This is a genomic window from Burkholderia sp. PAMC 26561 (assembly GCF_001557535.2).
Lineage (GTDB): Bacteria > Pseudomonadota > Gammaproteobacteria > Burkholderiales > Burkholderiaceae > Caballeronia.
In genome coordinates, this window is the sequence record NZ_CP014306.1 from 2,189,110 (window position 1) to 2,213,185 (window position 24,076).

At 60.2% G+C, this 24,076-nt stretch carries 21 protein-coding genes and 3 tRNA genes; 10 read left to right on the forward strand and 14 right to left on the reverse strand.

The window, feature by feature from the left end:
• Positions 1–52: 52 nt before the first annotated feature.
• Together AXG89_RS10155 and AXG89_RS10160 are read right to left on the reverse strand one after the other, a co-directional pair.
• Positions 53–129, reverse strand: a tRNA-Arg gene (locus AXG89_RS10155).
• An 80-nt stretch (positions 130–209) separates the two neighbouring features.
• A tRNA-Arg gene (locus tag AXG89_RS10160) sits at positions 210–286 on the reverse strand.
• A 139-nt stretch (positions 287–425) separates the two neighbouring features.
• Here AXG89_RS10160 and greB point away from each other — a divergent pair.
• Positions 426–986: a transcription elongation factor GreB gene (gene greB, locus AXG89_RS10165; RefSeq protein ID WP_061998849.1), complete on the forward strand. Its 561-nt coding sequence runs from the start codon at positions 426–428 to the stop codon at positions 984–986.
• Positions 987–1,068: 82 nt separating this feature from the next.
• On the opposite strand, the gene AXG89_RS10170 is transcribed toward greB, so the two are convergent.
• Positions 1,069–2,223: a porin gene (locus tag AXG89_RS10170; protein ID WP_061998850.1), complete on the reverse strand. Its 1,155-nt coding sequence runs from the start codon at positions 2,221–2,223 to the stop codon at positions 1,069–1,071.
• Positions 2,224–2,795: 572 nt separating this feature from the next.
• Positions 2,796–3,044: a hypothetical protein gene (locus AXG89_RS10175; protein ID WP_069638375.1), complete on the reverse strand. Its 249-nt coding sequence runs from the start codon at positions 3,042–3,044 to the stop codon at positions 2,796–2,798.
• A gap of 292 nt (positions 3,045–3,336) precedes the next feature.
• On the opposite strand from AXG89_RS10175, the gene AXG89_RS10180 reads away from it, so the two are divergent.
• Positions 3,337–4,482, forward strand: a complete 1,146-nt coding sequence (locus AXG89_RS10180) for an exonuclease domain-containing protein (protein ID WP_062169564.1) — start codon at positions 3,337–3,339, stop codon at positions 4,480–4,482.
• Here the strand turns inward: AXG89_RS10180 and AXG89_RS10185 are convergent.
• From AXG89_RS10185 to pepN, 9 genes are all read right to left on the reverse strand, one after another.
• Positions 4,479–5,084, reverse strand: coding sequence for a chorismate mutase (locus AXG89_RS10185; protein ID WP_062169566.1), 606 nt, complete (start codon positions 5,082–5,084; stop codon positions 4,479–4,481). The genes AXG89_RS10180 and AXG89_RS10185 overlap by 4 nt on opposite strands.
• 194 nt (positions 5,085–5,278) lie before the next feature.
• Entirely contained in the window at positions 5,279–5,425 is a 147-nt protein-coding gene (locus tag AXG89_RS42090) for a hypothetical protein (protein ID WP_162916035.1), read from the reverse strand.
• 533 nt (positions 5,426–5,958) lie between these two features.
• Positions 5,959–7,509, reverse strand: coding sequence for a TolC family protein (locus AXG89_RS10190; RefSeq protein ID WP_062169568.1), 1,551 nt, complete (start codon positions 7,507–7,509; stop codon positions 5,959–5,961).
• A complete protein-coding gene (locus tag AXG89_RS10195) occupies positions 7,496–9,469 on the reverse strand; it encodes an FUSC family protein (protein ID WP_062169570.1) in 1,974 nt (657 codons plus the stop codon). The genes AXG89_RS10190 and AXG89_RS10195 overlap by 14 nt, the downstream gene beginning before the upstream one ends.
• Complete coding sequence (gene mdtN, locus AXG89_RS10200) at positions 9,450–10,499, reverse strand: multidrug transporter subunit MdtN (RefSeq protein ID WP_062169572.1); 1,050 nt, start codon at positions 10,497–10,499, stop codon at positions 9,450–9,452. Before mdtN ends, AXG89_RS10195 begins: the two co-directional genes overlap by 20 nt.
• Positions 10,496–10,816 (reverse strand): hypothetical protein, encoded by a 321-nt coding sequence (locus tag AXG89_RS10205; protein ID WP_119024630.1) that lies wholly within the window; start codon positions 10,814–10,816, stop codon positions 10,496–10,498. Before AXG89_RS10205 ends, mdtN begins: the two co-directional genes overlap by 4 nt.
• Positions 10,817–11,067: 251 nt before the next feature.
• Positions 11,068–11,143: transfer RNA gene (locus AXG89_RS10210), tRNA-Thr, on the reverse strand.
• Between the two features lie 53 nt (positions 11,144–11,196).
• The gene (locus AXG89_RS10215) at positions 11,197–12,222 is read right to left on the reverse strand and encodes a class 1 fructose-bisphosphatase (protein ID WP_061998856.1); all 1,026 of its coding nucleotides are present in this window, start codon (positions 12,220–12,222) and stop codon (positions 11,197–11,199) included.
• 152 nt (positions 12,223–12,374) lie between these two features.
• Entirely contained in the window at positions 12,375–15,086 is a 2,712-nt protein-coding gene (gene pepN, locus AXG89_RS10220; RefSeq protein WP_062169574.1) for an aminopeptidase N, read from the reverse strand.
• A gap of 263 nt (positions 15,087–15,349) precedes the next feature.
• Here pepN and AXG89_RS10225 point away from each other — a divergent pair, with 263 nt between their 5' ends.
• The 8 genes from AXG89_RS10225 (at position 15,350) to AXG89_RS10260 (ending at position 23,530) form a co-directional block, all read left to right on the forward strand.
• Positions 15,350–16,087, forward strand: coding sequence for a DUF4136 domain-containing protein (locus AXG89_RS10225; RefSeq protein WP_061998858.1), 738 nt, complete (start codon positions 15,350–15,352; stop codon positions 16,085–16,087).
• Between the two features lie 194 nt (positions 16,088–16,281).
• Positions 16,282–16,980: a CDP-alcohol phosphatidyltransferase family protein gene (locus AXG89_RS10230; RefSeq protein ID WP_062169576.1), complete on the forward strand. Its 699-nt coding sequence runs from the start codon at positions 16,282–16,284 to the stop codon at positions 16,978–16,980.
• Complete coding sequence (locus AXG89_RS10235) at positions 16,977–17,795, forward strand: HalD/BesD family halogenase (protein WP_062169578.1); 819 nt, start codon at positions 16,977–16,979, stop codon at positions 17,793–17,795. Before AXG89_RS10230 ends, AXG89_RS10235 begins: the two co-directional genes overlap by 4 nt.
• Positions 17,792–18,799 (forward strand): flippase-like domain-containing protein, encoded by a 1,008-nt coding sequence (locus AXG89_RS10240; protein WP_061998861.1) that lies wholly within the window; start codon positions 17,792–17,794, stop codon positions 18,797–18,799. The genes AXG89_RS10235 and AXG89_RS10240 overlap by 4 nt, the downstream gene beginning before the upstream one ends.
• Positions 18,800–18,820: 21 nt before the next feature.
• On the forward strand, positions 18,821–19,588 hold the full coding sequence (locus AXG89_RS10245; protein WP_062169580.1) for a phosphocholine cytidylyltransferase family protein: 768 nt from the start codon (positions 18,821–18,823) through the stop codon (positions 19,586–19,588).
• Positions 19,585–21,291, forward strand: coding sequence for a phosphoenolpyruvate mutase (gene aepX / locus AXG89_RS10250; RefSeq protein ID WP_061998863.1), 1,707 nt, complete (start codon positions 19,585–19,587; stop codon positions 21,289–21,291). Before AXG89_RS10245 ends, aepX begins: the two co-directional genes overlap by 4 nt.
• On the forward strand, positions 21,288–22,466 hold the full coding sequence (gene aepY, locus AXG89_RS10255) for a phosphonopyruvate decarboxylase (protein WP_062169582.1): 1,179 nt from the start codon (positions 21,288–21,290) through the stop codon (positions 22,464–22,466). The genes aepX and aepY overlap by 4 nt, the downstream gene beginning before the upstream one ends.
• A gap of 5 nt (positions 22,467–22,471) precedes the next feature.
• Positions 22,472–23,530 (forward strand): 2-aminoethylphosphonate aminotransferase, encoded by a 1,059-nt coding sequence (locus tag AXG89_RS10260; protein WP_062169584.1) that lies wholly within the window; start codon positions 22,472–22,474, stop codon positions 23,528–23,530.
• Between the two features lie 74 nt (positions 23,531–23,604).
• Here AXG89_RS10260 and AXG89_RS10265 read toward each other — a convergent pair whose 3' ends face one another.
• On the reverse strand, positions 23,605–24,057 hold the full coding sequence (locus AXG89_RS10265; protein WP_061998866.1) for a hypothetical protein: 453 nt from the start codon (positions 24,055–24,057) through the stop codon (positions 23,605–23,607).
• Between the last annotated feature and the right edge of the window lie 19 nt (positions 24,058–24,076).

Sequence of the window (24,076 nt, forward strand, 5' to 3'; positions counted from 1 at the left end):
AAACCGGCCCACAAACAAAAAGGGCCTTCCGCGAGGAAGGCCCTTCTCAAATTGGTGCGGCTGGCAGGATTCGAACCCACGACCCCTTGGTTCGTAGCCAAGTACTCTATCCATCTGAGCTACAGCCGCATGTGCAACAGGGTAATACAAAAATCGACTATGACAAACTAATACATGAAACGCTCGATGAGCAAAGCGTTTTGAAGAAGTGGTGCGGCTGGCAGGATTCGAACCCACGACCCCTTGGTTCGTAGCCAAGTACTCTATCCATCTGAGCTACAGCCGCACGCGAGACCAAGAGTATAGCCAAGCTCTCCCAAAAAAGGAAGGGTTATGGCGCAATTTGTGTAATGCCGATCTTCTTCGTGTTACCTTGCACAGGAGCGATCTCGCCTTTCTATACGTTATTTTGAGCGGTTTGCACCATGAATAAAGCATTTGTCAAAGAATCGGATGAGAGTGACGACGACCTCGATATCGAACAGCCGCCAGGCGTTCCGCCCGGCACCAAGAACTACATCACGCCGGCAGGGCACCTGCGCCTGCGTGATGAATTGCTGCATTTGCTCGATGTTGAACGTCCGGATGTCGTGAAGCTGCTCTCATGGGCGGCATCGAATGGTGACCGTTCGGAGAACGGCGACTACATCTATGGCAAGCGTCGATTGCGCGAGATCGACCGGCGTATCCGTTTTTTGACCAAGCGCCTGGATTTGGCAGAAGTGGTGGACAGCAGCCGGCAGGAGAACGTCGATCAGGTGTTTTTCGGTGCGACGGTGACGTATGCCGGCGACGATGGGGAAGAGCAGACGGTGACGATCGTGGGCGTGGACGAGGTGAATCTGGATGTAGGGCATGTGAGCTGGATATCGCCCATTGCGCGCGCGTTGCTCAAGGCGAAGGTTGGCGACACGGTGACGCTGCATACGCCGGCGGGCGTTCAACAGATCGATATCCTCGACGTGCACTATCCGCCGAAGACCTGAGCCGGGATCACGCAAAACCTCGGGACGAAAAAAAGCGCCGCAAGCGGCGCTTTTTTCACATCGGTACTACCTGAATCAAAGCTTAGAAGCGGTGACGAATGCCAACCGTTGCCGACACTTGATTCGGGGTCGACGACATGCCTACGCCCGTGATCGGAGCACCGAGGCCCGTGCCGTCGAGGTCGATTGCGTGAACGTACTCACCTTGCAGGTACACGTCAGTGCGCTTCGACAGCGAGTAAGCCGTTTGCAGGGCGAACTGATGGAACGAAGGCTTCTGACCGTCGATACGTGCGTCCGTGTACGTGTACTCGCCAGCCAGGCTTAGTGCCGGGGTCAGCGCGTAACGGCCGTTCAACTCGTAGTTGTTGAAGCGGATGTAGTTGCCGGTCGCGACGCCGTTCGTTGCGCTGATTGCGCCGGCTGCGATGCCAACTGCATCTTCAAGCTTCGTTTGCGTGAACACGAAGCCAACCGTTGCCGGGCCGAACGCGTAGTTCAAGCCAGCACCGTACGTGCGCTGCGTGCCAGCCACGAACGTGTTGTCGCCTGCAACTGCACCACCCGTGTTCGACAGTGCGGCGTTGATGTTCGCGCCGGTCGTGTCGTTGTTGAGTTGCAAGTAAGCAGCAGCGATGTTCAACGGACCGTAGTTATACGACGCGCCAACGCTGTATGCACGGTTGTTTGCGAAACCGTCAGCCTGGTTCGAGAAGCCGTACTGCGCGCCGAACTTGAAGCCAGCGTAGTTCGCGCTCTGGTACTTGACCGAGTTGTTGATACGGAACGAGTTGTCGAGGTTGTCGTTGTCGAACGGGTGGGCGAACTGCGTACCACCGTACTGCGTGCCGGTCAGAGCCAACGGGCCCAGGTAGTCAACCACTGAGTCATATTGACGACCGAGGGTCACAGCACCGTATTGCGTGCTCGACAGACCAACGAATGCTTGACGGCCGAATTCGCGACCACCTTGACCCAGCGTGCCGTTAGCAATGCTGAAGCCGTTTTCCAACGTGAAGATTGCCTTCAGGCCACCACCGAGGTCTTCAGCGCCGCGCAGGCCCCAACGGCTGCCGTTCACTGAGCCGCTCGTCATCTTGAAGTTGTGTTGGCCGCCTTGGTTGTTCGTGTACGTCAGGCCAGCGTCGATCAAACCGTACAGCGTCACGCTGCTTTGTGCGTGAGCAGCGGTAGCAAATACGCCCGTCAGGGCGGCGACCATGAGAGTCTTTTTCATCTTTGTAACTCCGAGAGCAGTTTGGGTCTGACAACCCAGGCTTGAAGGAAACCTTCACTCCGACGCGCTGCGAGAGGCGCTGTCAGATGAATTCGTGTGGCAATGAATTGACACAGTCGTTTCCGGACCAGACGAAGTGTAAAGACGGTGTTACAGCGATGGCATTCCGATTTCCGCAATAAAGTATTCTGCTATCGGCAATGATCGTAAAATTCCAACGAAGGCTTGACTGGCAAGGAGTTGCGGGGAATTGGGAAGGGTGATGCGCACGTGTCAACAACGTGTCGTTGCGCAATTGCTACAACTTCTATCGTTAAAATACAACGCCAATAATCCGAAAAGGCGATTGTTGACGGAACCGCAATAGATGATTGCCAGAAGTGTGGATGATTCCCCGGTAATGCATGGCTATACTTAAATCGCTGCTTTCCGAAGCAGACTTTTTCGTTGACGGAAAAGATCTCCAAACCTTGTCAGCGCGACTTCACCGTCGCGCTTTTTTTTCGTCTAAACCGCGAAAAGCGGATTCACGAGGAATCCGCTTGGTGCAATCTCAGTCTTCCACGAAAACCTCAGAATGCAGGCTCCATTTCTTCTTTAGCCTGCCCCGGTGCGTCTTCAACCTGGGTTTCAAGCGACAGAGGAGCCGCAAAAGTCCAGTCTTCCATTACGTACCGCCGAGCATCCATTGGTGATGACAACAAGTTTTGCCAGTGATCCCCATGCCACGCTGGATCGAAATCGAGTAAAGACAACGTTTGTGCTTCTGATGTTTCCACTGCGGGTTGAGGGCCTACCAGAGTCCTGATCCACGAAAACATGCTTTTGAGTTCGGTCGTCACGACATGACCTCCTTAAAAAGTGTTTGCGGTACACATCCATGATGCCGAGCGTCTGCTTCGGTAACAAGACTCGTAAACGCTTACGATTCGATAAAACTGGTTACATCGCAAGTAAATTATGCCGATGGCGATTTTCGGAGCCCGATTTCGCAAATGTTGCGATGAATCGTCCTTTCAATCTCCGAACTCAATAGGCGAATTGCATGAATTCGAAGGGCGGACGGCCCGTGGGCTAAAATGGGCTGACTCTCTCTATTAGTGGTCAGCAGCCTTGCTCCCAACCGTTTCCAATCTCTATTGTGCCGAGCCGCTGGTTTTTGTCGATCTGGAGACAACGGGCGGAAGCCTGGGTGTTCATCGAATCACTGAAATTGGTGTGGTCGAAGTCGGCCCGGCGGGTGTGACGCAATGGAGTTCGCTCGTCAATCCGCAGCAGCCCATTCCATTCTTCATTCAGCAACTCACCGGAATCAGCGATTCAATGGTGCGTGATGCGCCGACTTTCGATGTCATCGCGCATGATCTTCTGGCGCGTCTCGACGGCAGATTGTTCGTGGCTCACAACGCGCGCTTCGATCACGGCTTTCTGCGCAGCGAATTCAAACGACACGGCATCAGGTTTCAGCCGGACGTTCTGTGCACGGTGCAGTTGTCGCGCGCGATCTATCCTACCGAGCGCCGGCACGGTCTGGATGCGTTGATCGAGCGGCACGCGCTGGTTCCGTTTGCCCGTCACCGGGCACTCGCCGATGCCGATCTTCTCTGGCAGTTCTGGCAGCACCTCCACAACGCGCATTCCGCCGATATTCTCCGCGGTCATATAGATCAGGTCACGCGGCGCTTCCGGCTGGCCGGGGATATCGATGAAGACACCATCGAGCGCATTCCGGCGGGTTGTGGCGTCTATGTGTTCTACGGCGAAAACGACGTGCCGCTTTATGTGGGGCGAAGCGTGCGTTTGCGTCAGCGCGTGCGCGCGCATTTGACGGGTATGAAGCGGTCCGCGAAGGAACAGCGGCTTGCGGAACTCGTGAGGCGCGTCGAGTGGACGGGGACGGGCGGTGAGATTGGCGCGATGCTCGAGGAAGGGCGTTCGATTGCGCGGCTTGGTCCGGCGCATAACCGTGTATCGAAAGCACGTCGCGACGATCCGCGCGGCGCGCCATGGACGCATCCCGGCGCAATTGCGATCGAAGAGGCGGACGCCACGACCGGCGCGCGCGCCTGGCATGTGGTCGACGGGTGGCAGTTTTTCGGCACGGCAACTTCTCTCGACGAAGCTGCGCGCCTGCGTTCGTCCGCAGCATTGGCGGTCTTCGAGTTGTCGACCTATCGAATTCTCAGCGAGCGGTTGTCGCGTGGATTGAAGATCGTGCCGCTCGGGGTTGCAATGCTGGTTGGCACCGAATCCGCTTAACCCACAGCCCCGACGCCTCCCGCGCAGACGTGCGATAACGCGCGTGTCAGCGGCGCATTCTGGGTCGAGTCGTAGCGCGTCATATGTTTCCATCGAGCGATGCTGTCGGAGAGGCGCACCGGGCAGTCATCGGCGTGACGCAAGGGCTCCACGCGGGCCAGCGCGCCAAGCAGCGAATTTGTCACGCGATCGAGTTGCGGCCGGGTATCTCGGGCGAGATCCGGTGGCGTGCCTTCCGGCGGACGGGACTTGCGCCAGTTGTCGAAAAGGGCGTTCTGCACATCCTTGCTCGCCTCGATCTGATCACGAAAGAAATCTCGCGCGAACGCCGGATCGATTCCGGCGGCCTTCGCCTGACTGTCAATGCGGGAAAGCAGCGCGGCCTCGCGGGGTTGATCGGTGATGGATTCGTGATTCGCCCATTTCCAGCGTGCGACAGGTTCAGCCAGAGCCAAACGTTGCGACGATAACGCGATGAGATTGGTGAGCGGAGTATCGTCGCCGTCGGCTAGAGCATTCGATGCAAACGTCGCGGCGATCGTCATGGACGTGGCGGCAAAAGCGATGGTCCGCAGAGTACGCAAGAAGGAAGTGGAGAGCATGAGCGGCCGTTAGCGTGCGAAGAGCCGCAGCTTAACCCACGATGTTTGAAATGGTTGTCACATTGTGATGCGCGCGGCCGCGCACGGCATCACAGAGGAGAGATGTCGCGAAACTCAGGCGTGTAGCGGCCGCAGTCCGCGCGCGGTCCACACAAAGCCGGCACACGCATGGCGCATGCGAAAATTTTCAGCAATTACTTCGAGTCGCACAGGTTGCGTTGTTCGTCGAAGAAGGCCCGGACATGCTCCGGCAATTCCGCGAGGAATTCGACTGCGACCGGATCTTGATCCGGACAGCGCACCTTGTCGGGCGTCGGAATTTTGGTCGGTTTGGCGTCCATCACTTTCTCTCCTTGTATGAGGTCGATTATCAATCTCGACTCTGGCTTCGCGCTAGCGTCGAATGCGCGGTTGGAACTTTTCCGGTTTCTTTGTTGCTTTAACGGAACAACCCTGAGGTGACTTAAGCGTCTCACAAGTTAATCCGTCGGTATTGGCTTCTGCCTTTATTGCCGATACCCATGCTGCTTTGCGGCAAATATTTCGCCGGATGCTTCAAACTCTGCGTGATGCGCCAGATGCGCTATTCGGCGTGGCGCAAACCGCTGAATAACGCGTCCTCCTATTATTGATAACGGCAGCATTTCGGCTCGGTTGACCAAATTATTAACTTTTAAAAAGCTTTTTGCTCTCGATGCGTTTGGCAGCGCACATTCCCATAGAAACGAATGTTCGCAAATCAGATAAATCCGAAACATCGATAAAGCGACGTGAATATGTTCGTTTTACGATGAGTTTAAATTCCGGGCTTAACGCATTACTTTAAGTGTGCGGCGTGAAGCATTGCAGCGAAAGAATATTTAGCGCTGAAGGGCTAGTTGGACCGCGCTGCAACCGAATCAATCGAGCCGGTTGCAAGCGCCAATGCGGCCGCCGCCGAGAGCGCGCCGCTGTAACTGTCCGCGCTTGCGTTTTTCGCGACCAGCAGTTGGTTCTGTGCGAGCAACGCGTCAGTGATCGAACCCACGCCTTGGCGGTATGCGTCGAACGCGGCGTCGTACGTGGTCTGCGCGGCGCTCAGCAATTCGCTCGCGGCGGCGTTCGCGGCAAGGCTCGTCTGCAGTGTGTTCTGGGCGGTGACAATCTGCCGGACCGCTTCTTCGCGGCTTCGGGCGAGGCGGGTGGACGCACTGTCGGCATCGTTGCGTGCCTGTGCGAGCACGGCCTGCCGCAAGCCGCCGTCGTATAACGGAATGGTCACGCCGACGATCACGCTGCCGCCGTAGCGGCCGCCGCTCAGGTTCACCGTCGGCAATTGCTGGCCGATGCTCGGAACAGCCGATATGGAAGAACTGCCGGTGTTGTACGCACCGTTCGCCGAGAGAAAAACCTTCGGCATGAATTCCGACTCGGCGGACTTTACTTTTGCGAAATTGATTCGTTCGGCGGCATAGGCGCTTAGCACGTCGGGGCGCCGGGCAATCGCGTCCGACACGATCCGCTCGATTGAATCGTTCACCGGTGACGGAAGCGTGCGCGCCGGCATCACGGCGATCATGGGTTGCGATAACGGCGATATTCCCATGGCCGAAATCAGCATCAGATAGGAATTGCTCTCGACGCCCTGCGCCTGGACCAGCGCGAGCTTCGCCTGCGCGCGGTTCTGGTTGGCCTGCGCGACTTCGATGACCGTGCCGATGCCATGTTTGTAGCGCGATTGCGCGGCGGCGAAAATGGCTTCGGCGTTGTCCAGGCCTTGCCGCGTGGTGGCAATACGGGCGCGCGCCGCCTGATAGGTATAGAACGCGACGCTGACATCGAAAATCACTTGCTGGTGAACCGCGGTAAAGCCGATGTTCGCCATCACCGAACCCTGCGACGCCGCCTCGACGCGTGCGGCGCGTCCGCCGAAATCGAAGAGCAGCCATTGCAGCGACAGCACCGATGTCGCGCCGTGTCCCGAGCCATTGGTTGACGAACCGTCGAACGCCGACGAGTTCGGGCCCTGGGTGGCCGCGTACTGTCCCATTGCTGCTATCGATAATTGCGGAAGGTACGCGCCCTTGGTAATGCCTGCCGCCAGCGCTGCGTTGCGCGCATCGTTCCACGCAATACGCGTCAGCGGATTCGCCGATTCCGCCAGATCGATTAGTTCGGCCAACTCGTACGCATGTGACTGCGATAGCGCCGGAGGAGGGCGAACGGCGGCGAGCGCGGGATTCGCGGGCAATTGATAGTTGCTTGCCAACACCGATCCTGCTGATCCCGTCGCCGGCCCGGGCACGATGGCGCCCGTCGAATCCGTCTTTGGCTGCCAAGGATGGTCGGGGCTCTCGGGCGCCATATCGATGGACGATGTCGCGCACCCGGCCAGACCCGCCGCCGTCAGGATTGCCAGTGCGAAGGAAGGCTTAAGCCGCAGCATGAGTCGTGAAGCCCTTCGCCGCGTCGCTCGGCGCGGCGTGTTCGAGTTGGATGAGGCGTGCATTGCCGAGGCCGAGCAAGGCGGTGCGCGTGTCGTTGTTTGCATCGGCGGGCGATGGTGGTGGTGTGCCGGCGCCAACGGTTTCACCTGAAAGCCGGCTGATCCAATCGTCGATGGCGGTATCGCCCGGATGCCGTTCTGCGAGCAGGAACATGGGCGTTTCAAGGGCGTCGAGCCTGGCCAGTGCGTTGCGGCGCTCGGCGATCCACGTTGCATCTGGACGAACCCATGACGGCTCGAAATGCATCGTCGCAAGATCCTGTTCCAGCGCGCCGCATTGAGCCATTGCGCTCGCGGCCATCGCGCGGCGCGTGCCGGCGTGCGTCAGCATCGCGATCCGCTTCCATTGCTGTTGCAGCGCGGTGAGGCCGGCATCCACGCGCGCCGCAACGCTTACCGGCCACACGCGCGTGAAGATGAGATAGACGACCACGTTGCCGATCAGAATCCCGATCGTGCGATCCCGCGCGATGGTCAGGTCGAATGCGGGCGCCGGACCCTGGATCACGCACATGAAAAACACCAGCGCGATCTGGAATCCCGCATACGCGATACGCGGCGAACCAAACGCGATCCACGCCGAGAGCCATGTACCGGCAAACACGATTCCCATCAGCCCGAGAGCGGCCGTCGTCACGGGCATCAGGAACACGATCGCAGCCGTACCGAGGATCGCGCCAATGAGACACCCGGCGATACGCAGCGTCATTTTCTCTACGGTTTCGGCGGTCGTGCCGAGCGACACCATGTAGACGGTGATGAAGCAGGTATGGATGCCCGGCCAGTTGATTTGCGTGTAGAGCAGATAGCAGAACATCGCGGCTGCCGTGGTCTTCAGCGCGTAGCGGACGTGCTCGGGGTTCGTGAATGCATCGGGCAGAAAGAACCCGCCGGATTTGGCGGCGGGCGGTGGGAGCGGTGCATCGGCTTCAACCACCGCAAAGCGGGTGATCGCCCGCTGCAGATCTTCGGCAACGACTCGTGCGAGCGGCGGCAGTTCAGCCACGCCGGGCAGAGTGAGCTCGATATCGACCGGATAACCGCCTGCTTCGAGCATGCGCGCCATGTTCTCCAGTGTGTCGGCCATCGGTGCTGCAAAGGCTGCGGGCAAACGCGCCGATGCTTCGCGGGCGGCCAGATCGGCGGCGACCAGAATCGCAAGCGTCGATGAAACCGCTTGCCTGAGCGCCGGGAAATCCGCGCGCGCCGACGAGCCGTCGACGACTGACAGCTTCAGCCATGTGCCGATCTGCGCATCGCCTTCACGCAAGCAGGCGCCGAGTGCGGCTTGTGTCGACTCCGGGTCGACCAGGCTCCGGGCGGCAAGCCGCAGGCGCCTGGCTAGCGTGCGGCCCGCGAGCCGCCGTGGCGACGGCGCGATCAGCACGTTGACGCAAACCGATACTGCGAACGGAATTGCTGTCATCACCCAGGCGTAGAGCAGGGCGCGGGTCGCCACTTCGCCGAACGGCACGCTGCCGAGTTCATCGAGCAAAAAGCCGATGATCATCGCGAGGATCGCGCCCACTGGCCGCAGCTTGCTCGCCGACGTCACGAACAGCAATCCGAACGACAGCCCCGCGATGCATGCGACCCGCCAGAGGGGATCGTCGAGCGCAAACATGGCCACGATCAGTACGATGCCGAGAAACACCGTGACCAGCACGAGCATCGCGATGCTTTGCACGACGCTCATCACCCGGTCGGGCTGGTTCAGGAAAAACACGACATAAGCGGAAATCGCGGCTTCCATCGTGCCGTAGGCGCTTGTCACATATGCCGTCAGCGCGCAGATCAACGCAATGCGGCACGCCATTGCCGCTCGCCCGGGAAAGGGCGCGAGGAGCTTCAGGATGTCGGCGGCACCCGGCCGGGCAAGATCACCGGCAGGCTGCGCCATGCCGCACCTCGACCATCGCACTTGCGCCAACCCGGACCAGTTGCGCGGCCGGCTCGTCAAGACGCACGCGAACCGGGAAGCGCTGGGCGACGCGGACCCAGTTCACTGATTGCTGAACGATAGGCAATGAGCGCGGCAGATCGATCCGGTCGGTATCGGCAACACCCGCGCCGATGCCCGTCACCTTGCCGTGGATCGCCTGGCTTCGGTCGATCATCGAATAGACGGTTGCGCAATCGCCGGGTTGAATGCGCGCGAGTTCCGTTTCGCGGAAGTTCGCGACCGCGAACCATTCGTCCGAGTGGACGAGCGTGAAGATCGACTGATGCGGCGCGACCGTTTCGCCGGCCAGCACCGAGAGGCCCGTGACAAAACCATTGTGCGGCGCGCGCACGATGCTTGAATCGAGGCTGTGCTGCGCAATCGCGAGTGCGGCCTCGCGCGCAACCACGATGGCGACTTCGCCTGCATCGTCGCCGATCGTCTGCGCGGTTGCCTGCTTTTGTTCTTGTGCCTGCTTGAGAGACAGCGCGGCGTCGCGTTGGGCAACTTGCGCCTGATCGAGCTGCTGCGTGGACACATAGCCCTTCGCCGCGAGCGGCGTGAGCCGCTGCACGCTGCGCGATGCGAGTTCATAGTTGCGTGCGGCTTTTCCGGTCTGATCTCCTGCGATCACCGCATTAGCGCGCTCGCTGATGAGCCTCTTGCGGCGCGTTTCCAGCGCCGCCCGGGCGAGATCGAGGTCGGCCTGGGTCTGCGCGACCAGCAGCCGGAACGGAACCGGATCGATCTCGAACAGCACGTCGCCTTTTGCAACGTGCTGGTTGTCCTCCACGAGCAACCGGACGATGCGGCCGCCGACCGGCGATGCGATGTGGACTACATCGGCATCGATTGTGGCGTCATCGGTCGAAGGAAAGCGGGTTGTCCGGTCATACGCGTAGTACGCCGCTGCGAGACCGAGCACGATGATCACGCCCGCGATCATTCGACCTTTCATAAAGCCTTGGCGTTTGCCGGCGATTTTCATGGCAGATGTCCTGTTCCCGACAGCCAGAAGAGCACGGCGATCATGACGCCAATAGCCATGCACACGAAACGCTGAAACGGGACGATCTGCGCAAGGCCAGTGGACACGAATATTCGATGTGCGATCAGCGCGCCAATAAACCCGATCAACGCGCTCATTAACCAGAGCGGAAAATAGGCGCCGAAGATTTCATATGACGGCGCACCGCGTAACGCGCATCCCGAGAGAAGCAGACTCAACACAGGAGTCGCGGAAAGATGCCGCGTGCGCTGCAGGATCGCGTTGCGGACGCTTATTTGAATGGGTTTTGGCGGCATTGCAGCGTGCGTGTTGATAAAGGCCCGGGGGAAGCAACGAAATCATGGGCACTTTAACAGCGCGGCAAATTCATATCCAAGAATTCGCACAATGCACAACTTTTATTACGAATTTTCCGAAAGCGTGCATCAAATAGAAATAATGAGATAACGCGGGCGGAGTTTATGTCTTGAGTTTTTAAGTCGAACGCAACGCGAATCAGCAAAGCAAAAAGCCCAGTCCGAAGACTGGGCTTTTGCTTGATGCTATTTGGTGCCGGAAAGAGGAATCGAACCCCCGACCTTCGCATTACGAATGCGCTGCTCTACCGTCTGAGCTATTCCGGCATCAGAGAAACGAGATTATAAGGACCCTTCGCCGAGTTTGGCAAGACCCCTGGTCAATTCTTTTCTGCGTGATAGCGCGTGACGCGTTCGACCTCGCTTTTCGACCCGAGGAACACCGGGACGCGCTGATGCAAGCTGGTCGGAACGATATCGAGAATGCGCTGTTCGCCATCGGTCGCGGCGCCGCCCGCCTGCTCCACGATGAACGCCATTGGATTCGCTTCGTACATCAGGCGCAACTTGCCCGGACGATCCGGCGTGCGTTTGTCGGCGGGGTACATGAACACGCCGCCACGATTCAGGATGCGATGCACGTCGGCGACCATCGATGCAATCCAGCGCATGTTGAAGTCTTCCTTGCGCGGACCATCCTTGCCTTCGTTCAGTTCGTTCACATACTTCTGCACCGGCGCGTACCAGTGACGGCTGTTCGACGCGTTGATTGCGTATTCGCGCGTTTCAGTGGGAATCTGCATGTTGTTTTGCGTGAGCACCCACGAACCAAGTTCGCGATCGAGCGTGAAGCAGTTGACGCCGTAACCCGTGGTCAGCACGAACACCGTTTGCGGTCCATAAACCGCGTAGCCTGCCGCGACTTGCGCCGAACCCGGCTGCATGAACGCCTCTTCACTCGGCTCCATGCCGTCGGGGCATCGGAGAACGGAGAAGATCGTCCCAATCGATACGTTCACGTCGATGTTCGACGAGCCATCGAGCGGATCGAACGTGAGCAGATAGTTGCCCTTCGGGTAACGATTCGGGATCGGGAAGATCTTTTCCATTTCTTCCGATGCCATCGCGGCGAGGTTGCCGCCCCATTCGTTGGCTTCGAGCAGGATTTCGTTCGAGAGGATGTCGAGCTTCTTCTGCACTTCACCCTGGACGTTCTCGCTGCCGGCCGAGCCGAGCGCTTCGCCCAATGCGCCCTTGCTGACCTGATAGCTGATCTGCTTGCACGCACGCGCCACGACTTCAATCAACAAACGCAGGTCGGCGGGAAGGTTTTGATGTTCGCGCTGCTGCTCAATCAGCAACTTGGTCAGCGTGGTGCGACGGGAAATCGATGAAGGGGTCGACATTGCGTTGGGCTCCGGGAGCGTTAAGACGAATGCCCCAGATTCTACCCGCTCAGCTTGTGTGTCTTGATGTCACAAAAAGCATGGCAGCTATATGGCACAAAAAAACCGGCGCCGAAGCGCCGGTTTTTGCGTGAAAGCTCGATCTCTGGCAATTATTGACCGAGCGCCTTTTCCACGATTTCACGCACATCCCGCGACTTCACCTTCGACGCGACCTGTTCCAGCGCCGCGTGCGCTTTTTCGCGCAAGGCAGGCGTGTACCGGCGCCATTGTTCGAGCGTGCGTGCAAGGCGCGCGGCGACTTGCGGGTTCATTGCGTCGAGCGCGATCACCTGTTCCGCCCAGAACGCGTAACCGGAACCGTCGGCGGCGTGGAACTGCGCCGGATTGGCGCCACAGAAGCTGAAGATCAGCGAACGGGCGCGATTCGGGTTTTTCAGCGTGAACGCCTGGTGCTGCATTAGCTTGCGCACGATTTCGAGCACGTTGCGTTTCGGTCCGCCACGTTGCGTGGCTTGCAACGAGAACCATTTGTCGATGACAAGCGGCTCGTTCTCGAAACGTTTGTAGAAGTCGTCGAGCGCGGCATTGGCAGCGGTGGTATCGGCCGAGCCCGATGCGCCCGCCGTCAGCAACGCCGACAATGCCGCCGACCGGTCCGTCATGTTATTCGCGGCGTCGTACTGCGCACTCGCGAGTTCGATGGCGCGGGTCGGGTCGTCGAGCTGGCTCAAGTAGGCGAGGGCGAGGTTCTTCAAGCCGCGTTTGCCGGCGTCGTCCGGGCTCGCGCGATACTCACCCGGCGTCCGGTTGGCTTCGTAGACGGCCAGCCACCGGTCGCGCAGGCTCGTGGCGAGCCGCTGGCTCACGAACACACGTGCTGCATGGACCGCGGCCGGGTCAGAGACGGCCATTTGCTCGGCGAGATATGCCTCCGATGGCAACATCAGCGCGAGTTCCCGGAACGCCGGCGTGAGTGTTTGATCTTCGAGAACCTGGGCGAAGGCTGCGACCACCTGGTCGTCGAGGGTAAGTTCTTCTCCCTTCGATGCCCGGTCCGCCAGCGTCAGCAACTCGCGCGTGGCGAGGCGCTGGCCGGCTTCCCATCGATTGAACGGGTCGCTGTCGTTCGCCAGCAAGAACGCCAGTTGCTCGTTGGTGTAGTCGTATTCGACCACCACCGGCGCCGAGAAATTACGCAGTAGCGACGGCAATGGTTCCTCCGTGACGTCGGTAAACGTGAACACCTGCTCGGGTTCTGTGAATTCCAGTACACGCGTTGTGCCAAGCGCTTCTTTCTCGCCTTCGAGTTTCAGCGGCAAGTCAGCGCCGCTCTTGCCAATGAGACCGATCGAGAACGGAATCAGCAACGGACCTTTTTGCGTCGCGCGCGCAGCCTCGGACGCCTCGCCGTAACCTTGCTTGAGCGTCAGCGAATAACGTTTGGCGGCAGCGTCGTAGTGCGTGCGCACCGTCACGCGCGGCGTGCCCGCCTGGCTGTACCAGCGCTCGAATTGCGAGAGGTCGCGGCCGTTGGCGTCGGCCATGGCGTGCCGGAAGTCGTCGCACGTCACGGCCTGGCCGTCGTGCCGCTGGAAGTAGAGATCCATACCGCGCCGGAAACCGTCGCGTCCGAGCAGCGTCTGGTACATGCGCACGACTTCCGAGCCTTTCTCGTAGACGGTCATCGTGTAGAAGTTATTGATTTCGACGTAGCTTTCCGGGCGCACCGGATGCGCCATCGGGCCCGCGTCTTCGGCAAACTGCATCTGGCGCAGGACCCGTACGTCGTCGATGCGCTTGGTCGCGCGCGCAGCATCCGCGGCGGCGCCCGGCTCGTGGCCAGCGGCCATGTCGGCGGAAAATTCCTGGTCGCGGAAGACCGTCAGGCCTTCCTTCAGGCTCAACTGGAACCAGTCGCGGCAGGTCACGCGGTTGCCGGTCCAGTTATGGAAGTATTCGTGGCCGACGACAGCTTCGATATTGCCGAAATCAATATCGGTCGCCGTTTCCGGATTGGCCAGCACGTACTTCGTGTTGAAGATGTTCAAGCCTTTGTTTTCCATCGCGCCCATGTTGAAGTCGCTGACGGCGACGATCATGAAGCGGTCAAGATCGAGCTCCAGTCCGAAGCGCCGTTCGTCCCATTCAATGGAATGGACCAGCGAATCCATGGCGTGCTGGGTCTTGTCGAGGTCGTGCGGTTCGACCCAGACCTGCAGCAGCTTTTCCTTGCCCGAACCCGTCTTCATGCGCTGTTCGAGCTTGACCAGCTTGCCCGCGACCAGCGCGAACAAGTAACTCGGCTTCTTGAACGGATCTTCCCAGCGGGCGAAGTGCCGGCCGTTTTCCAGGTCGCCTTCTTCAATCAGATTGCCGTTCGACAGCAAGACTGGATAAGCGGCCTTGTCGGCGCGCAGCGTGACCGTGTAGGTGGACATGACGTCGGGTCGGTCGAGGAAATACGTGATCCGGCGAAAGCCTTCGGCCTCGCATTGCGTAAAGAAATTGCCGCTCGATACATACAGCCCCGACAACGTGGTGTTGGCCGCCGGGTTGCACGTGCTTTCGATGGTCAATTCGAACGAGTCCGGAATATTGTTCACCGATAGACCGTTTTCACTGACACGGACGTCCGCGTGCGGACGTCCGTCAAGCGTGGCGCCAAGGAACTCCATATGTTCGCCAATCAGCTCCAGGCTCGCCGCCGGCGCGGCGTCCGGATTGCGGCGCAGGCGCATGGTGTTGCGCACGACGGTTCGCTCCGGCACGAGATCGAACTCGAGCGCGACGGTGTCGATCAGGAATGCGGGCGGCGTGTAGTCGGCGCGGCGGATTACGGCTGGGGCGGTCGAGTTGGACATGTCGGTTCGAATTGAGTTGGGAGCTGTGCCTCGGCTGCGAGGCGGTCGAGGCGGCCTTGTATCGGACCATTGTACAAAGGCTCGGAGAAACGTGGGCTCGATTCGGGGTCAGCCGAATGGCCTATTCCCCGAACTTCGACAGGGCATTACAGTCTCTTAACAGGTGGGGCAAGGCAATATCCATGCAGCGCTTGTGGCACTGGCTTGGTGGGGCTCGCTAAAAAATCAGCGTAAGAAGATCAACGGAATCAAAGAGGTCGGCCATGGCGTTTGGACGGTTGTGCGGAGAATGGAAAAGTGCGGCGCGCGTAGCGCTGATCGCGGGTTTCGCACTGCTCGGAGGGTGCACGACCTACGTCCAGACGCAGGTCTCGGCGTTTTCGGACTGGTCGGGTAGCGACGCGACCCGGACGTATGCGTTTGCGCGCTCGGCGGAGCAGCAGAACAGCATCGAACAGAAAACGTATGAAGCGCTGGTTGCGAACGAACTCGCGACGCATTCGTTTCGGCAGGTGCCGGATACGAGCGCGACTTATCGGGTCGAGTTGTCGTATTCCATTCGCGGTGACTTCGTGACGGTGCGGCAGCCGGTCTATTACGATCCGTGGCCCATGTACGGCGGCTGGTACGGACGCCCGTACGGAGGCTGGGGTGGTTACGGGGCGTGGGGCGGCTGGGACATGGGCCCGGCGGGATACGTCGATCAAAGCTATCCTGTATTCGTCCACGCGCTGCAGATCCGCCTGACTGATCGGGCAACCGGGCGCGAGGTTTACAAGGTGAGCGCAAGCAATTCGGGCGGCGAGGCGTCGCTGGTGCGGGCCATGCCATATTTGATCCGTAGCGCGCTGACCGATTTCCCGCTGGGTAACGGAACGGTCCGCACGGTGAAGATTCCGCTCGACAAAACCGGGAGTGCCAGCAATGAGACCGCGGTCGCAGCGGGAAGCGCCAGCAAACCGTCAAGCCCGCCGACGGCGGTGCCAGTACCCCTGCAGTAGGCGGTCAAGAAAAAAATACCGACGTTTAGACGGGCTACTTTGCCCGCACCATGGTTTAGGTTTGGAACACTCAAACGAGCAATAAAACTTTGCGTTGCACTGTGCTCGAATGCGGACACAGTGCGGCTCTAACGCGCATCGAATCCGGTGACCCCATATATGCAATTAAACTCGAAACGAGATATATTTCGAGGATGAACAATCCCCGCAACGCTACACTCCGTGCCCTTCCCGAGCCCGCAACCTTGGACGCGCGGCTCGCCCGGCGCCTGGTTACGCCGCTGATCGGCACCCCGATTACCCCCAACCATCTCACCACCTTGCGCCTGCTCATTGGCGTGGTTGGCGCATACTACCTGTCGGTTGGCAGTTTCTGGTCTTGCAGCCTGGGTGCTTTACTAATCGCTGTGTCGAATTTTGTCGATCATACGGACGGTGAATTGGCGCGGATCAGTGGGCAATCCAGCAAGACCGGTCATTTTTACGACCTCGCGTGCGATTCTGTCGTGACCGTGTTGCTGTTTGTAGGACTTGGGTTCTACGTCGGCGTGCATCATCCGTCAATGATCGTTCCGGCCCAATGGCTGGGCGGCGTAGCGGGCGTTGCAGTCGCGCTGATCTTTTTCTTGCGCATGCGAATTGAATCCATGGCGGGTAAAAACGGTACGAAACAGGCGTCCATGGCAGGCTTTGAAACCGAAGACGTTTTGTATCTGTTGCCCGTCGTGACCCTGCTCAATGGCATGACGCCGTTCCTTGTTGCTGCTTCCATCGGCGCGCCGCTGTTTGCAGTATGGGTCGTGGTGGACTATCTGCGTGTGGTTCGCCGTGCCGCCCGTAATACAGCATCGAGCGGGGACGCCGACGGACAAGACTTGCAGGCTGTTCAATGAATTCAACTGTCAATCCGGCTTCCACGCATAGTTACGGCGGCACGACTGCCGCGCGCAAAGGCGTGCAGGCTGTCGACGAAGCGCTCGCCGCACATTTTCAGCGTTTTGCCGCGGGTCTTCAGCCGGCAACGCTGCACAAGACCTTCGATGACCAGGGCGCGTTCCTGTATCTGGAAGACTTCCTGCCAAGCGCGTTCACGGAAAAGCTCGTCGAGGCCGTGCGTGCCGTGACGCCTTCAATCAACCGGAATTACATTCCGGGGCACAAGGCGGGCGGCAGCGTAAGCCGGCACACAATTGACGAACTGGCGCCGTTCATCGCCGATTTGTACCGGTCTCCCGCGCTGATCAAATGGCTGGAAAAGATCAGCGGCGACACGCTCCAGGAGTCTCCTGCCGACGACCCGCATGCCTACGCGCTGTATTTCTATACGAAGGCGGGCGATCACATCGGCTGGCATTACGACACGTCGTACTACGAAGGCCGCCGTTACACGCTGCTGCTGGGCGTGATGGACGATTCATCGTGCCGCCTCGACTACGAGCTGCACACGCGCACGCCTGAGATTCCGGATCAACCCGGCTCGGTGCAAATCCCGCCGGGCGGCCTTGTTTTCTTCGATGGCGACAAGCTGCGCCATCGCATCACGCCCGCACGCGCGAATGAATTTCGCGTATCGCTGACTTTCGAGTACGTCACGAATCCGAACATGCGGCCGTGGCAGCGTTTTATCTCGAACATGAAGGATTCGATCGCGTACTTCGGTTTCGGCCAGGTATTCCGCCGCAAAGGCGGGAGGAACGGCGCCGCATGAGCCGCGCTGGAACTGTCCTTCTGTCGCTCGGCGTGGTGTTGTTCATCGCGCTGCTGGGCTGGCAGGGTTTCGGTTCCGTCGCGACGGCGCTTGCGGCCGCTGGCTGGGGACTGCTCGCGGTCGCGGCATTTCATGTGCTGCCGGTCGTGATCGACGCGCTGGCCATCGAAACTCTTTTCCCCCGCAATGAACGCGATGTCACGTTCCGTGACGCATTGCTCGCACGCTGGACCGGCGAGTCCGTCAATAGCCTGATGCCGGCCGGCCAGATAGGCGGCCCCATGCTGATGGTGCGTTATCTCTCGCAGCGCGGCATGCGTGCGCGCGACGCCGCCGCCGTCATCACCGTCAGCACGACCATGCAGTCCGTCGGCCAGATGATCTTCGCAATGATCGGCCTCGCGCTCCTGAGCGGCTATGCATCGGGCGTGGGCATGTTGCTGCCGGTGCTGATCGTGATCGTGGTGTGCTCGCTGATGGTCGTCGGCTTCTTCTTTGCGCAGCGTGCGGGTTTGTTCGGCCGGGCAACGCGTTTTGCTTCCCAGTTTGCGGCGCGCTTTTCGAAGAAGCGCGACTGGTCGTCGCTGGTATCGCGCGCGGAAGCCGTCGATAGCGCCGTGCTCGAGCTTTACAAGAAGCCCGGACCGGTTGCCGCGAGTTTCGCGCTGAGCCTGCTGGGCTGGATCGTCGGTACGGGCGAAGTCTGGCTTGCACTGCATTTGCTCGGCTCGCCGGTTGGGTGGGGCGAAGCGTTGATGCTGGAAAGTCTTGGCCAGGCCATTCGTGGCGCGGCGTTCGCCGTGCCCGGTTCGCTCGGCGTGCAGGAGGGCGGCTACCTGCTGCTCGCGCGCCTGATTGGTTTGCCGCCCGAAGCCGCCCTGGCGCTTTCGCTTGCCAAGCGCGCGCGTGAATTGCTGCTGGGTTTGCCGGGCATCGTTTATCTTCATTTCGCTGAAAAGGGCTGGCAGCGCCGTCGTCTTGCGCGCGTGCCGGATATCGAATAAAGCCTTACCCATAGGATCAACATGCGCGCAATCATCCTTGCCGCCGGCATGGGATTACGTCTCGTGCAGCCTGAAGGGCAGCAAAAGCCGAAGTGCCTGCTGCGTTTTGGCGAATCGTCGCTGCTTGAACGTCATCTGCAACTGCTGAAAACCGCGGGCGTCGACGAGATCGTTTTTGTACTCGGATTCAAGCACGAAGTGGTTGAAGAGGAACTGGCCACGATCGCCTGGAAGCCACATACCGAAGTGGTGGTGAACAACGAGTTTTCGCTTGGCAGCGTGTTGTCCGTGCATACGGCGGCCGATGCGTTGACGCGTGGCGGCGACGTGCTCCTGATGGACGCCGACGTGCTTTACGACGAACGCATTCTCGAACCGCTGGTCGCGGGCGCGGGGCCGGTGAACCGCTTGTTGATCGACCGTGATTTCGAAGCGGGCGATGAACCCGTGAAACTCTGCGTGGCGAATGGCGTACCGGTCGAGTTGCGCAAGCAGGTGCTGGCGGATCTGCAGTACGACGTGATTGGCGAATCGGTGGGATTTTTCCGCTTCGATGAAACCGCCGCACGCCGTCTGGCCGAGATCGTCGCGGGATACGTCGCGACGGGTCGCGCGAACCTGCCGCATGAAGAAGCTGTCCGCGATCTGCTGCTGGAACGCAGCCAGGTATTCGACGTCGCCGATGTAACCGGCGCGCCGTGGATCGAAATCGATTTTCAAAACGACGTTAAACGCGCGGCCGACGAAGTCTTGCCGCAACTGCGTCAGCTTGCTGGAGCCCTACGATGAACGCACCGTATCAACTGCCCGCGGCTTATGCCCGTTCCCTTCGTCTGCGCGAAATGCTTCAAAGCAATGAGCTCGAATTCCTGATGGAAGCGCACAACGGCTTGTCGGCGCGCATTGTCAAGGAAGCCGGCTTCAAGGCGATCTGGGGCTCGGGCCTGACGATCTCCGCGCAGTTCGGCGTACGCGACAACAACGAAGCAAGCTGGACGCAAGTGGTCGACACGCTCGAGTTCATGGCGGATGCCAGCGACCTTCCTATCCTGCTCGACGGCGACACTGGTTACGGCAACTTCAATAATGTCCGCCGGTTGGTGAAGAAGCTGGAACAGCGCGGTATTGCAGGCGTGTGTATTGAGGACAAGCAGTTTCCAAAGACGAACTCTTTCCTGAACGGTGAGCGCCAGCCGCTCGCCGAGATGGACGAGTTCTGCGGCAAGATCAAGGCCGGCAAGGATTCGCAAAGCGATCCGAATTTCTCGATCGTCGCGCGCGTTGAAGCGTTGATTGCCGGCTGGGGCATGGAAGAGGCGCTGAAGCGCGCCGAGGCTTATCGCCAAGCCGGTGCGGACGCCATCCTGATTCACAGCAAGCTGTCGAAGCCCGACGAGATCCTCACGTTCGCACGTGAATGGGCCGGCCGCGGCCCGCTCGTGATCGTGCCGACCAAGTACTACAGCACGCCAACCGATGTCTTTCGTCAGGCCGGCATCAGCACGGTGATCTGGGCGAACCATTTGCTGCGCGGCGCGGCATCGACCATGCAGGCTATCGCGAAGGAAATCCACACCAGCCAGACGCTCGTGAACGTGGAAGACCGCGTGGCGAGCGTGAACGAGATCTTCCGTCTGCAGGACGCCGAAGAGTATTCGACGGCCGAGGGCGTGTATCTGTCGTCGGCGAGCGCATCGCGTAACGCGGTTGTTCTGGCGGCAAGCCGGGGCGCAGGCCTCGAAGCCGTCACCGCCGACAAACCCAAGGTGATGCTGCCGATCGCGGGCAAGCCGCTGCTGCGCCGCCTGGTCGAAGCGTTCAAGAAGGAAGGCATCAACGACATCACGGTGGTGGGCGGTTATCGCGCTGATGCCATCGATACATCGGGCGTTCGCCTTGTAGTGAACGAAAAGCATGAGCAGACGGGTGAACTGGCTTCGCTCGCATGCGCAGCGAAATCGTTCACGGCCGACACGGTCATCTCGTACGGCGACCTCTTGTTCCGCAGCTACATTCTTCGCGATCTGGTGGAGTCCGACAGCGACTTCTGCGTGGTCGTGGATTCGTCGCAGACGCCGCAAGCCGGGGTTGCATCGACGGACTTTGCGTTCTGCTCCACCGCCGATGACCGCGCGCTCTTCGGCCAGAAAGTCTGGCTCGAAAGCGTCACGAGCTCGGCCGCTCCGGCAAACGTGGAATCGAAAGCGCCGCAAGGCCGCTGGATGGGCTTGCTCAACGTCCGCGGCGCGGGCCGCGAGCGTCTGGTCGCCACGCTCGAACAACTGCAACGACGCGATGACTTTGCCAGGCTCGACATGGCCGCGCTGCTCAACGCACTGATCGCGGCGGGCGAGCGCATCGAAGTGCAATACGTGCATGGCCACTGGCGCGGCGTGAACGACCTCGACGAACTGCGTCAAGCCGGTGACTTCGCTCACGGGCAAGCACCGTACGGATCGAACGGATCGTCGGGCGCGGAGGCAGGCGCGTGATCGAAGCTGCACAATTTGTCGAAGCCGCGCGTGAGCGCGGTTTCGACTGGTACGCGGGCGTGCCGTGCTCGTACCTGACGCCGTTCATCAATTACGTGCTGCAGGACGAGTCGCTGAATTATGTTTCGGCAGCGAACGAGGGTGACGCGGTTGCGTTGATCGCGGGCGTGGCGCTGGGCGCATCGGGCGAGTTCAAGAAGCGGCGCGGTGTGGCGATGATGCAGAACTCCGGGCTCGGCAACGCGGTGAGCCCGCTCACGTCGCTGACCTGGACGTTCAGGCTGCCGCAATTGCTGATCGTCACATGGCGCGGCCAGCCCGGTGTTGCCGATGAACCCCAGCACGCGCTGATGGGTCCGGTCACGCCAGCCATGCTGGACACCATGGAGATTCCATGGGAATTGTTCCCCACCGAAGCCGATGCAATTGGTCCCGCGCTCGATCGTGCGACCGCGCATATGGACAGCACCGGGCGGCCGTATGCGCTCGTGATGCAGAAGGGCAGTGTTGCGCCGTACAAGCTCACGAAGAAGGGCTTGAGCGGCGTGCGCCGGCGTGCTTTGAACGAGCGCGCCGAAGTCCGAACGCAATTCGCTGAAAACGGCGAACTGTCTTCACGCCACGACGCACTGCAACGCGTGATCGCGCATACGCCGAAGGAATCCACGGTCGTGCTGGCATCGACGGGATTTTGCGGGCGCGAACTCTACGCCATTGACGACCGCGACAACCAGTTGTACCTCGTCGGATCAATGGGATGCGTGACGCCCATGGCGCTCGGGCTGGCTTTGTCGCGCCCGGACCTGAACGTGATCGCGCTCGATGGCGACGGCGCCGCGCTCATGCGCATGGGCGTGTTCGCCACGCTCGGCGCGTACGGCCCGTCGAACCTCACGCACCTGCTGCTCGACAACGGTGCCCACGAGTCGACCGGCGGTCAGGCAACCGTGTCGCCGGGCGTCGAGTTTGCACGCATTGCATCGGCGTGCGGGTACGCGCTGGCGCTCGACGGCGACGATCTTTCGGTCATCGACACGTTGTTCGAAGCAAAGGGTGTCGATGGCGTTCGCTTCGCCCGCCTGTCGATCAGCACCGGCACGCCCGGCGACTTGCCGCGGCCGTCGATCACACCGGAAGACGTGCGCGCGCGCCTGCAAAAACATATCGGACGCTAGACATCATGCTGCTGCTCAACCCCGGCCCTGTCACGCTGACCGAACGCGTGCGCAATAGCCTGCTGCAAACCGACTTGTGCCATCGCGAGCCGGAATTTTTCGATCTGCAGGACGAAGCGCGCTCGCGTTTGCTTGCGGCTTATTCGCTTGATCCGAAGGTCTGGACGGCTGTCTTGATGACGGGTTCGGGCACGGCTGCCGTGGAAAGCATGATCGCCGGAATGGTGCCGGAGGGCGGACGTCTGCTGGTCATCGAGAATGGCGTGTACGGCGAGCGGATTGCGCAGATCGCGACGCAGTACGGCATCGATCACGAGGTCGTTAAGTATGCGTGGATGGAAGCGCCGGATGTCGATGCGATCACGGCCAAGCTGGATGGTTTCACGAACGTCGCGATCATCCATCACGAGACGACAACCGGCCGCCTGAACAAGATCGACCAGTTGAGCGCGGCGTGCAAGGCACGCGGTATCGGCTTGTTGCTCGATGGCGTGAGCAGCTTCGGCGCCGAGCATATCGACTTCGATGGCGGCGGCATCACCGCCGTCGCCGCGACCGCCAACAAATGTCTGCATGGCGTTCCCGGCGCGGCATTTGTGATCGCGAAACGCGAAGCGCTGAAACATGCTGCGAGCCGCACCTATTACCTCGGCATCACGCGCCTGGCCAGGTTGCAGGACGAACGCAATACGCCGTTTACGCCCTCCGTGCACGCGTATTACGCGCTGGTCGAAGCGCTGCGCGAGTTCGAGGACGAAGGCGGCCTGAACGCGCGTCATGCGCGCTACGCGGCGCTCGCCGAGCAGGCGCGTTCGGGGCTGGCTGCGTTGGGTATCGAAGGCGCGCTGCCGGATGGCGAGTCGTCGGTCGTGTTGCGGGCTTACCGGTTGCCCGCGGGAACCACGTACCCGGTTTTGCACGACGCGTTGAAGACCAAGGGTTTCGTGATCTACGCCGGGCAGGGCGGTTTGTCGAACGAACTGTTCCGCATCTCCACGATGGGCGCTTTGCACGCAGCGGACATCGACGGGCTGATTGCATCGATAGCGAATATCGTGCGTTAAGCATCAAGGCTTGTGCTCAAACGAAGAAGGCCGCGACAACGCCATGTTGTCGCGGCCTTCTTTTTGGAAACTCATCAATCCCGGTTGCAGAAAATCGCGGTGATGAACGGCGCGACATGATGGATGATGGCGTCGCTTCCGGCGGCGCGAACTTTCTGTCTCACTGACTCTTCCCCGCCGATAACCACCGCGCCGTAAGCCGATTCCGCGATTGGCGCGCCGGTCCCGGTCTTGAAGATCGCGTCGTCCTTTTGAAATCCGACGACCGCGAACACACCGAAATCGAAGGCGGTCAGATGGCTGTCGCGCGTCGGCTTGAATGCGTTGATGGAATTGGCTTCCACGCGCATGGGCGTGGCTTCGATAACGTGGTCCTGTTGAAGCGGCGCGATGAACGCGTGCGCGTCGGCTTTGCAATCGAGCAAGGAGTCCAGCGCGTAAGCCGAAGCGTGCACGGAGGTTGCGGCAATCAGGACGGTCAAGCCGATTCGGACGGCTCGATAAAGCGGCTTGATGTGTGGCTTCATGAACGGTGGGTAAGCGCTC

What these genes read in the sequence shown, in the direction of transcription:
- greB (WP_061998849.1), top strand. Translation starts at nt 426, where the DNA reads ATGAATAAAGCATTTGTCAAAGAATCGGATGAGAGTGACGACGACCTC.
- AXG89_RS10170 (WP_061998850.1), bottom strand. Translation starts at nt 2,223, where the DNA reads ATGAAAAAGACTCTCATGGTCGCCGCCCTGACGGGCGTATTTGCTACC.
- AXG89_RS10175 (WP_069638375.1), bottom strand. Translation starts at nt 3,044, where the DNA reads ATGTTTTCGTGGATCAGGACTCTGGTAGGCCCTCAACCCGCAGTGGAA.
- AXG89_RS10185 (WP_062169566.1), bottom strand. Translation starts at nt 5,084, where the DNA reads ATGCTCTCCACTTCCTTCTTGCGTACTCTGCGGACCATCGCTTTTGCC.
- AXG89_RS42090 (WP_162916035.1), bottom strand. Translation starts at nt 5,425, where the DNA reads ATGGACGCCAAACCGACCAAAATTCCGACGCCCGACAAGGTGCGCTGT.
- AXG89_RS10190 (WP_062169568.1), bottom strand. Translation starts at nt 7,509, where the DNA reads ATGCTGCGGCTTAAGCCTTCCTTCGCACTGGCAATCCTGACGGCGGCG.
- AXG89_RS10195 (WP_062169570.1), bottom strand. Translation starts at nt 9,469, where the DNA reads ATGGCGCAGCCTGCCGGTGATCTTGCCCGGCCGGGTGCCGCCGACATC.
- mdtN (WP_062169572.1), bottom strand. Translation starts at nt 10,499, where the DNA reads ATGAAAATCGCCGGCAAACGCCAAGGCTTTATGAAAGGTCGAATGATC.
- AXG89_RS10205 (WP_119024630.1), bottom strand. Translation starts at nt 10,816, where the DNA reads ATGCCGCCAAAACCCATTCAAATAAGCGTCCGCAACGCGATCCTGCAG.
- AXG89_RS10215 (WP_061998856.1), bottom strand. Translation starts at nt 12,222, where the DNA reads ATGTCGACCCCTTCATCGATTTCCCGTCGCACCACGCTGACCAAGTTG.
- pepN (WP_062169574.1), bottom strand. Translation starts at nt 15,086, where the DNA reads ATGTCCAACTCGACCGCCCCAGCCGTAATCCGCCGCGCCGACTACACG.
- AXG89_RS10225 (WP_061998858.1), top strand. Translation starts at nt 15,350, where the DNA reads ATGGCGTTTGGACGGTTGTGCGGAGAATGGAAAAGTGCGGCGCGCGTA.
- AXG89_RS10230 (WP_062169576.1), top strand. Translation starts at nt 16,282, where the DNA reads ATGAACAATCCCCGCAACGCTACACTCCGTGCCCTTCCCGAGCCCGCA.
- AXG89_RS10235 (WP_062169578.1), top strand. Translation starts at nt 16,977, where the DNA reads ATGAATTCAACTGTCAATCCGGCTTCCACGCATAGTTACGGCGGCACG.
- AXG89_RS10240 (WP_061998861.1), top strand. Translation starts at nt 17,792, where the DNA reads ATGAGCCGCGCTGGAACTGTCCTTCTGTCGCTCGGCGTGGTGTTGTTC.
- AXG89_RS10245 (WP_062169580.1), top strand. Translation starts at nt 18,821, where the DNA reads ATGCGCGCAATCATCCTTGCCGCCGGCATGGGATTACGTCTCGTGCAG.
- aepX (WP_061998863.1), top strand. Translation starts at nt 19,585, where the DNA reads ATGAACGCACCGTATCAACTGCCCGCGGCTTATGCCCGTTCCCTTCGT.
- AXG89_RS10260 (WP_062169584.1), top strand. Translation starts at nt 22,472, where the DNA reads ATGCTGCTGCTCAACCCCGGCCCTGTCACGCTGACCGAACGCGTGCGC.
- AXG89_RS10265 (WP_061998866.1), bottom strand. Translation starts at nt 24,057, where the DNA reads ATGAAGCCACACATCAAGCCGCTTTATCGAGCCGTCCGAATCGGCTTG.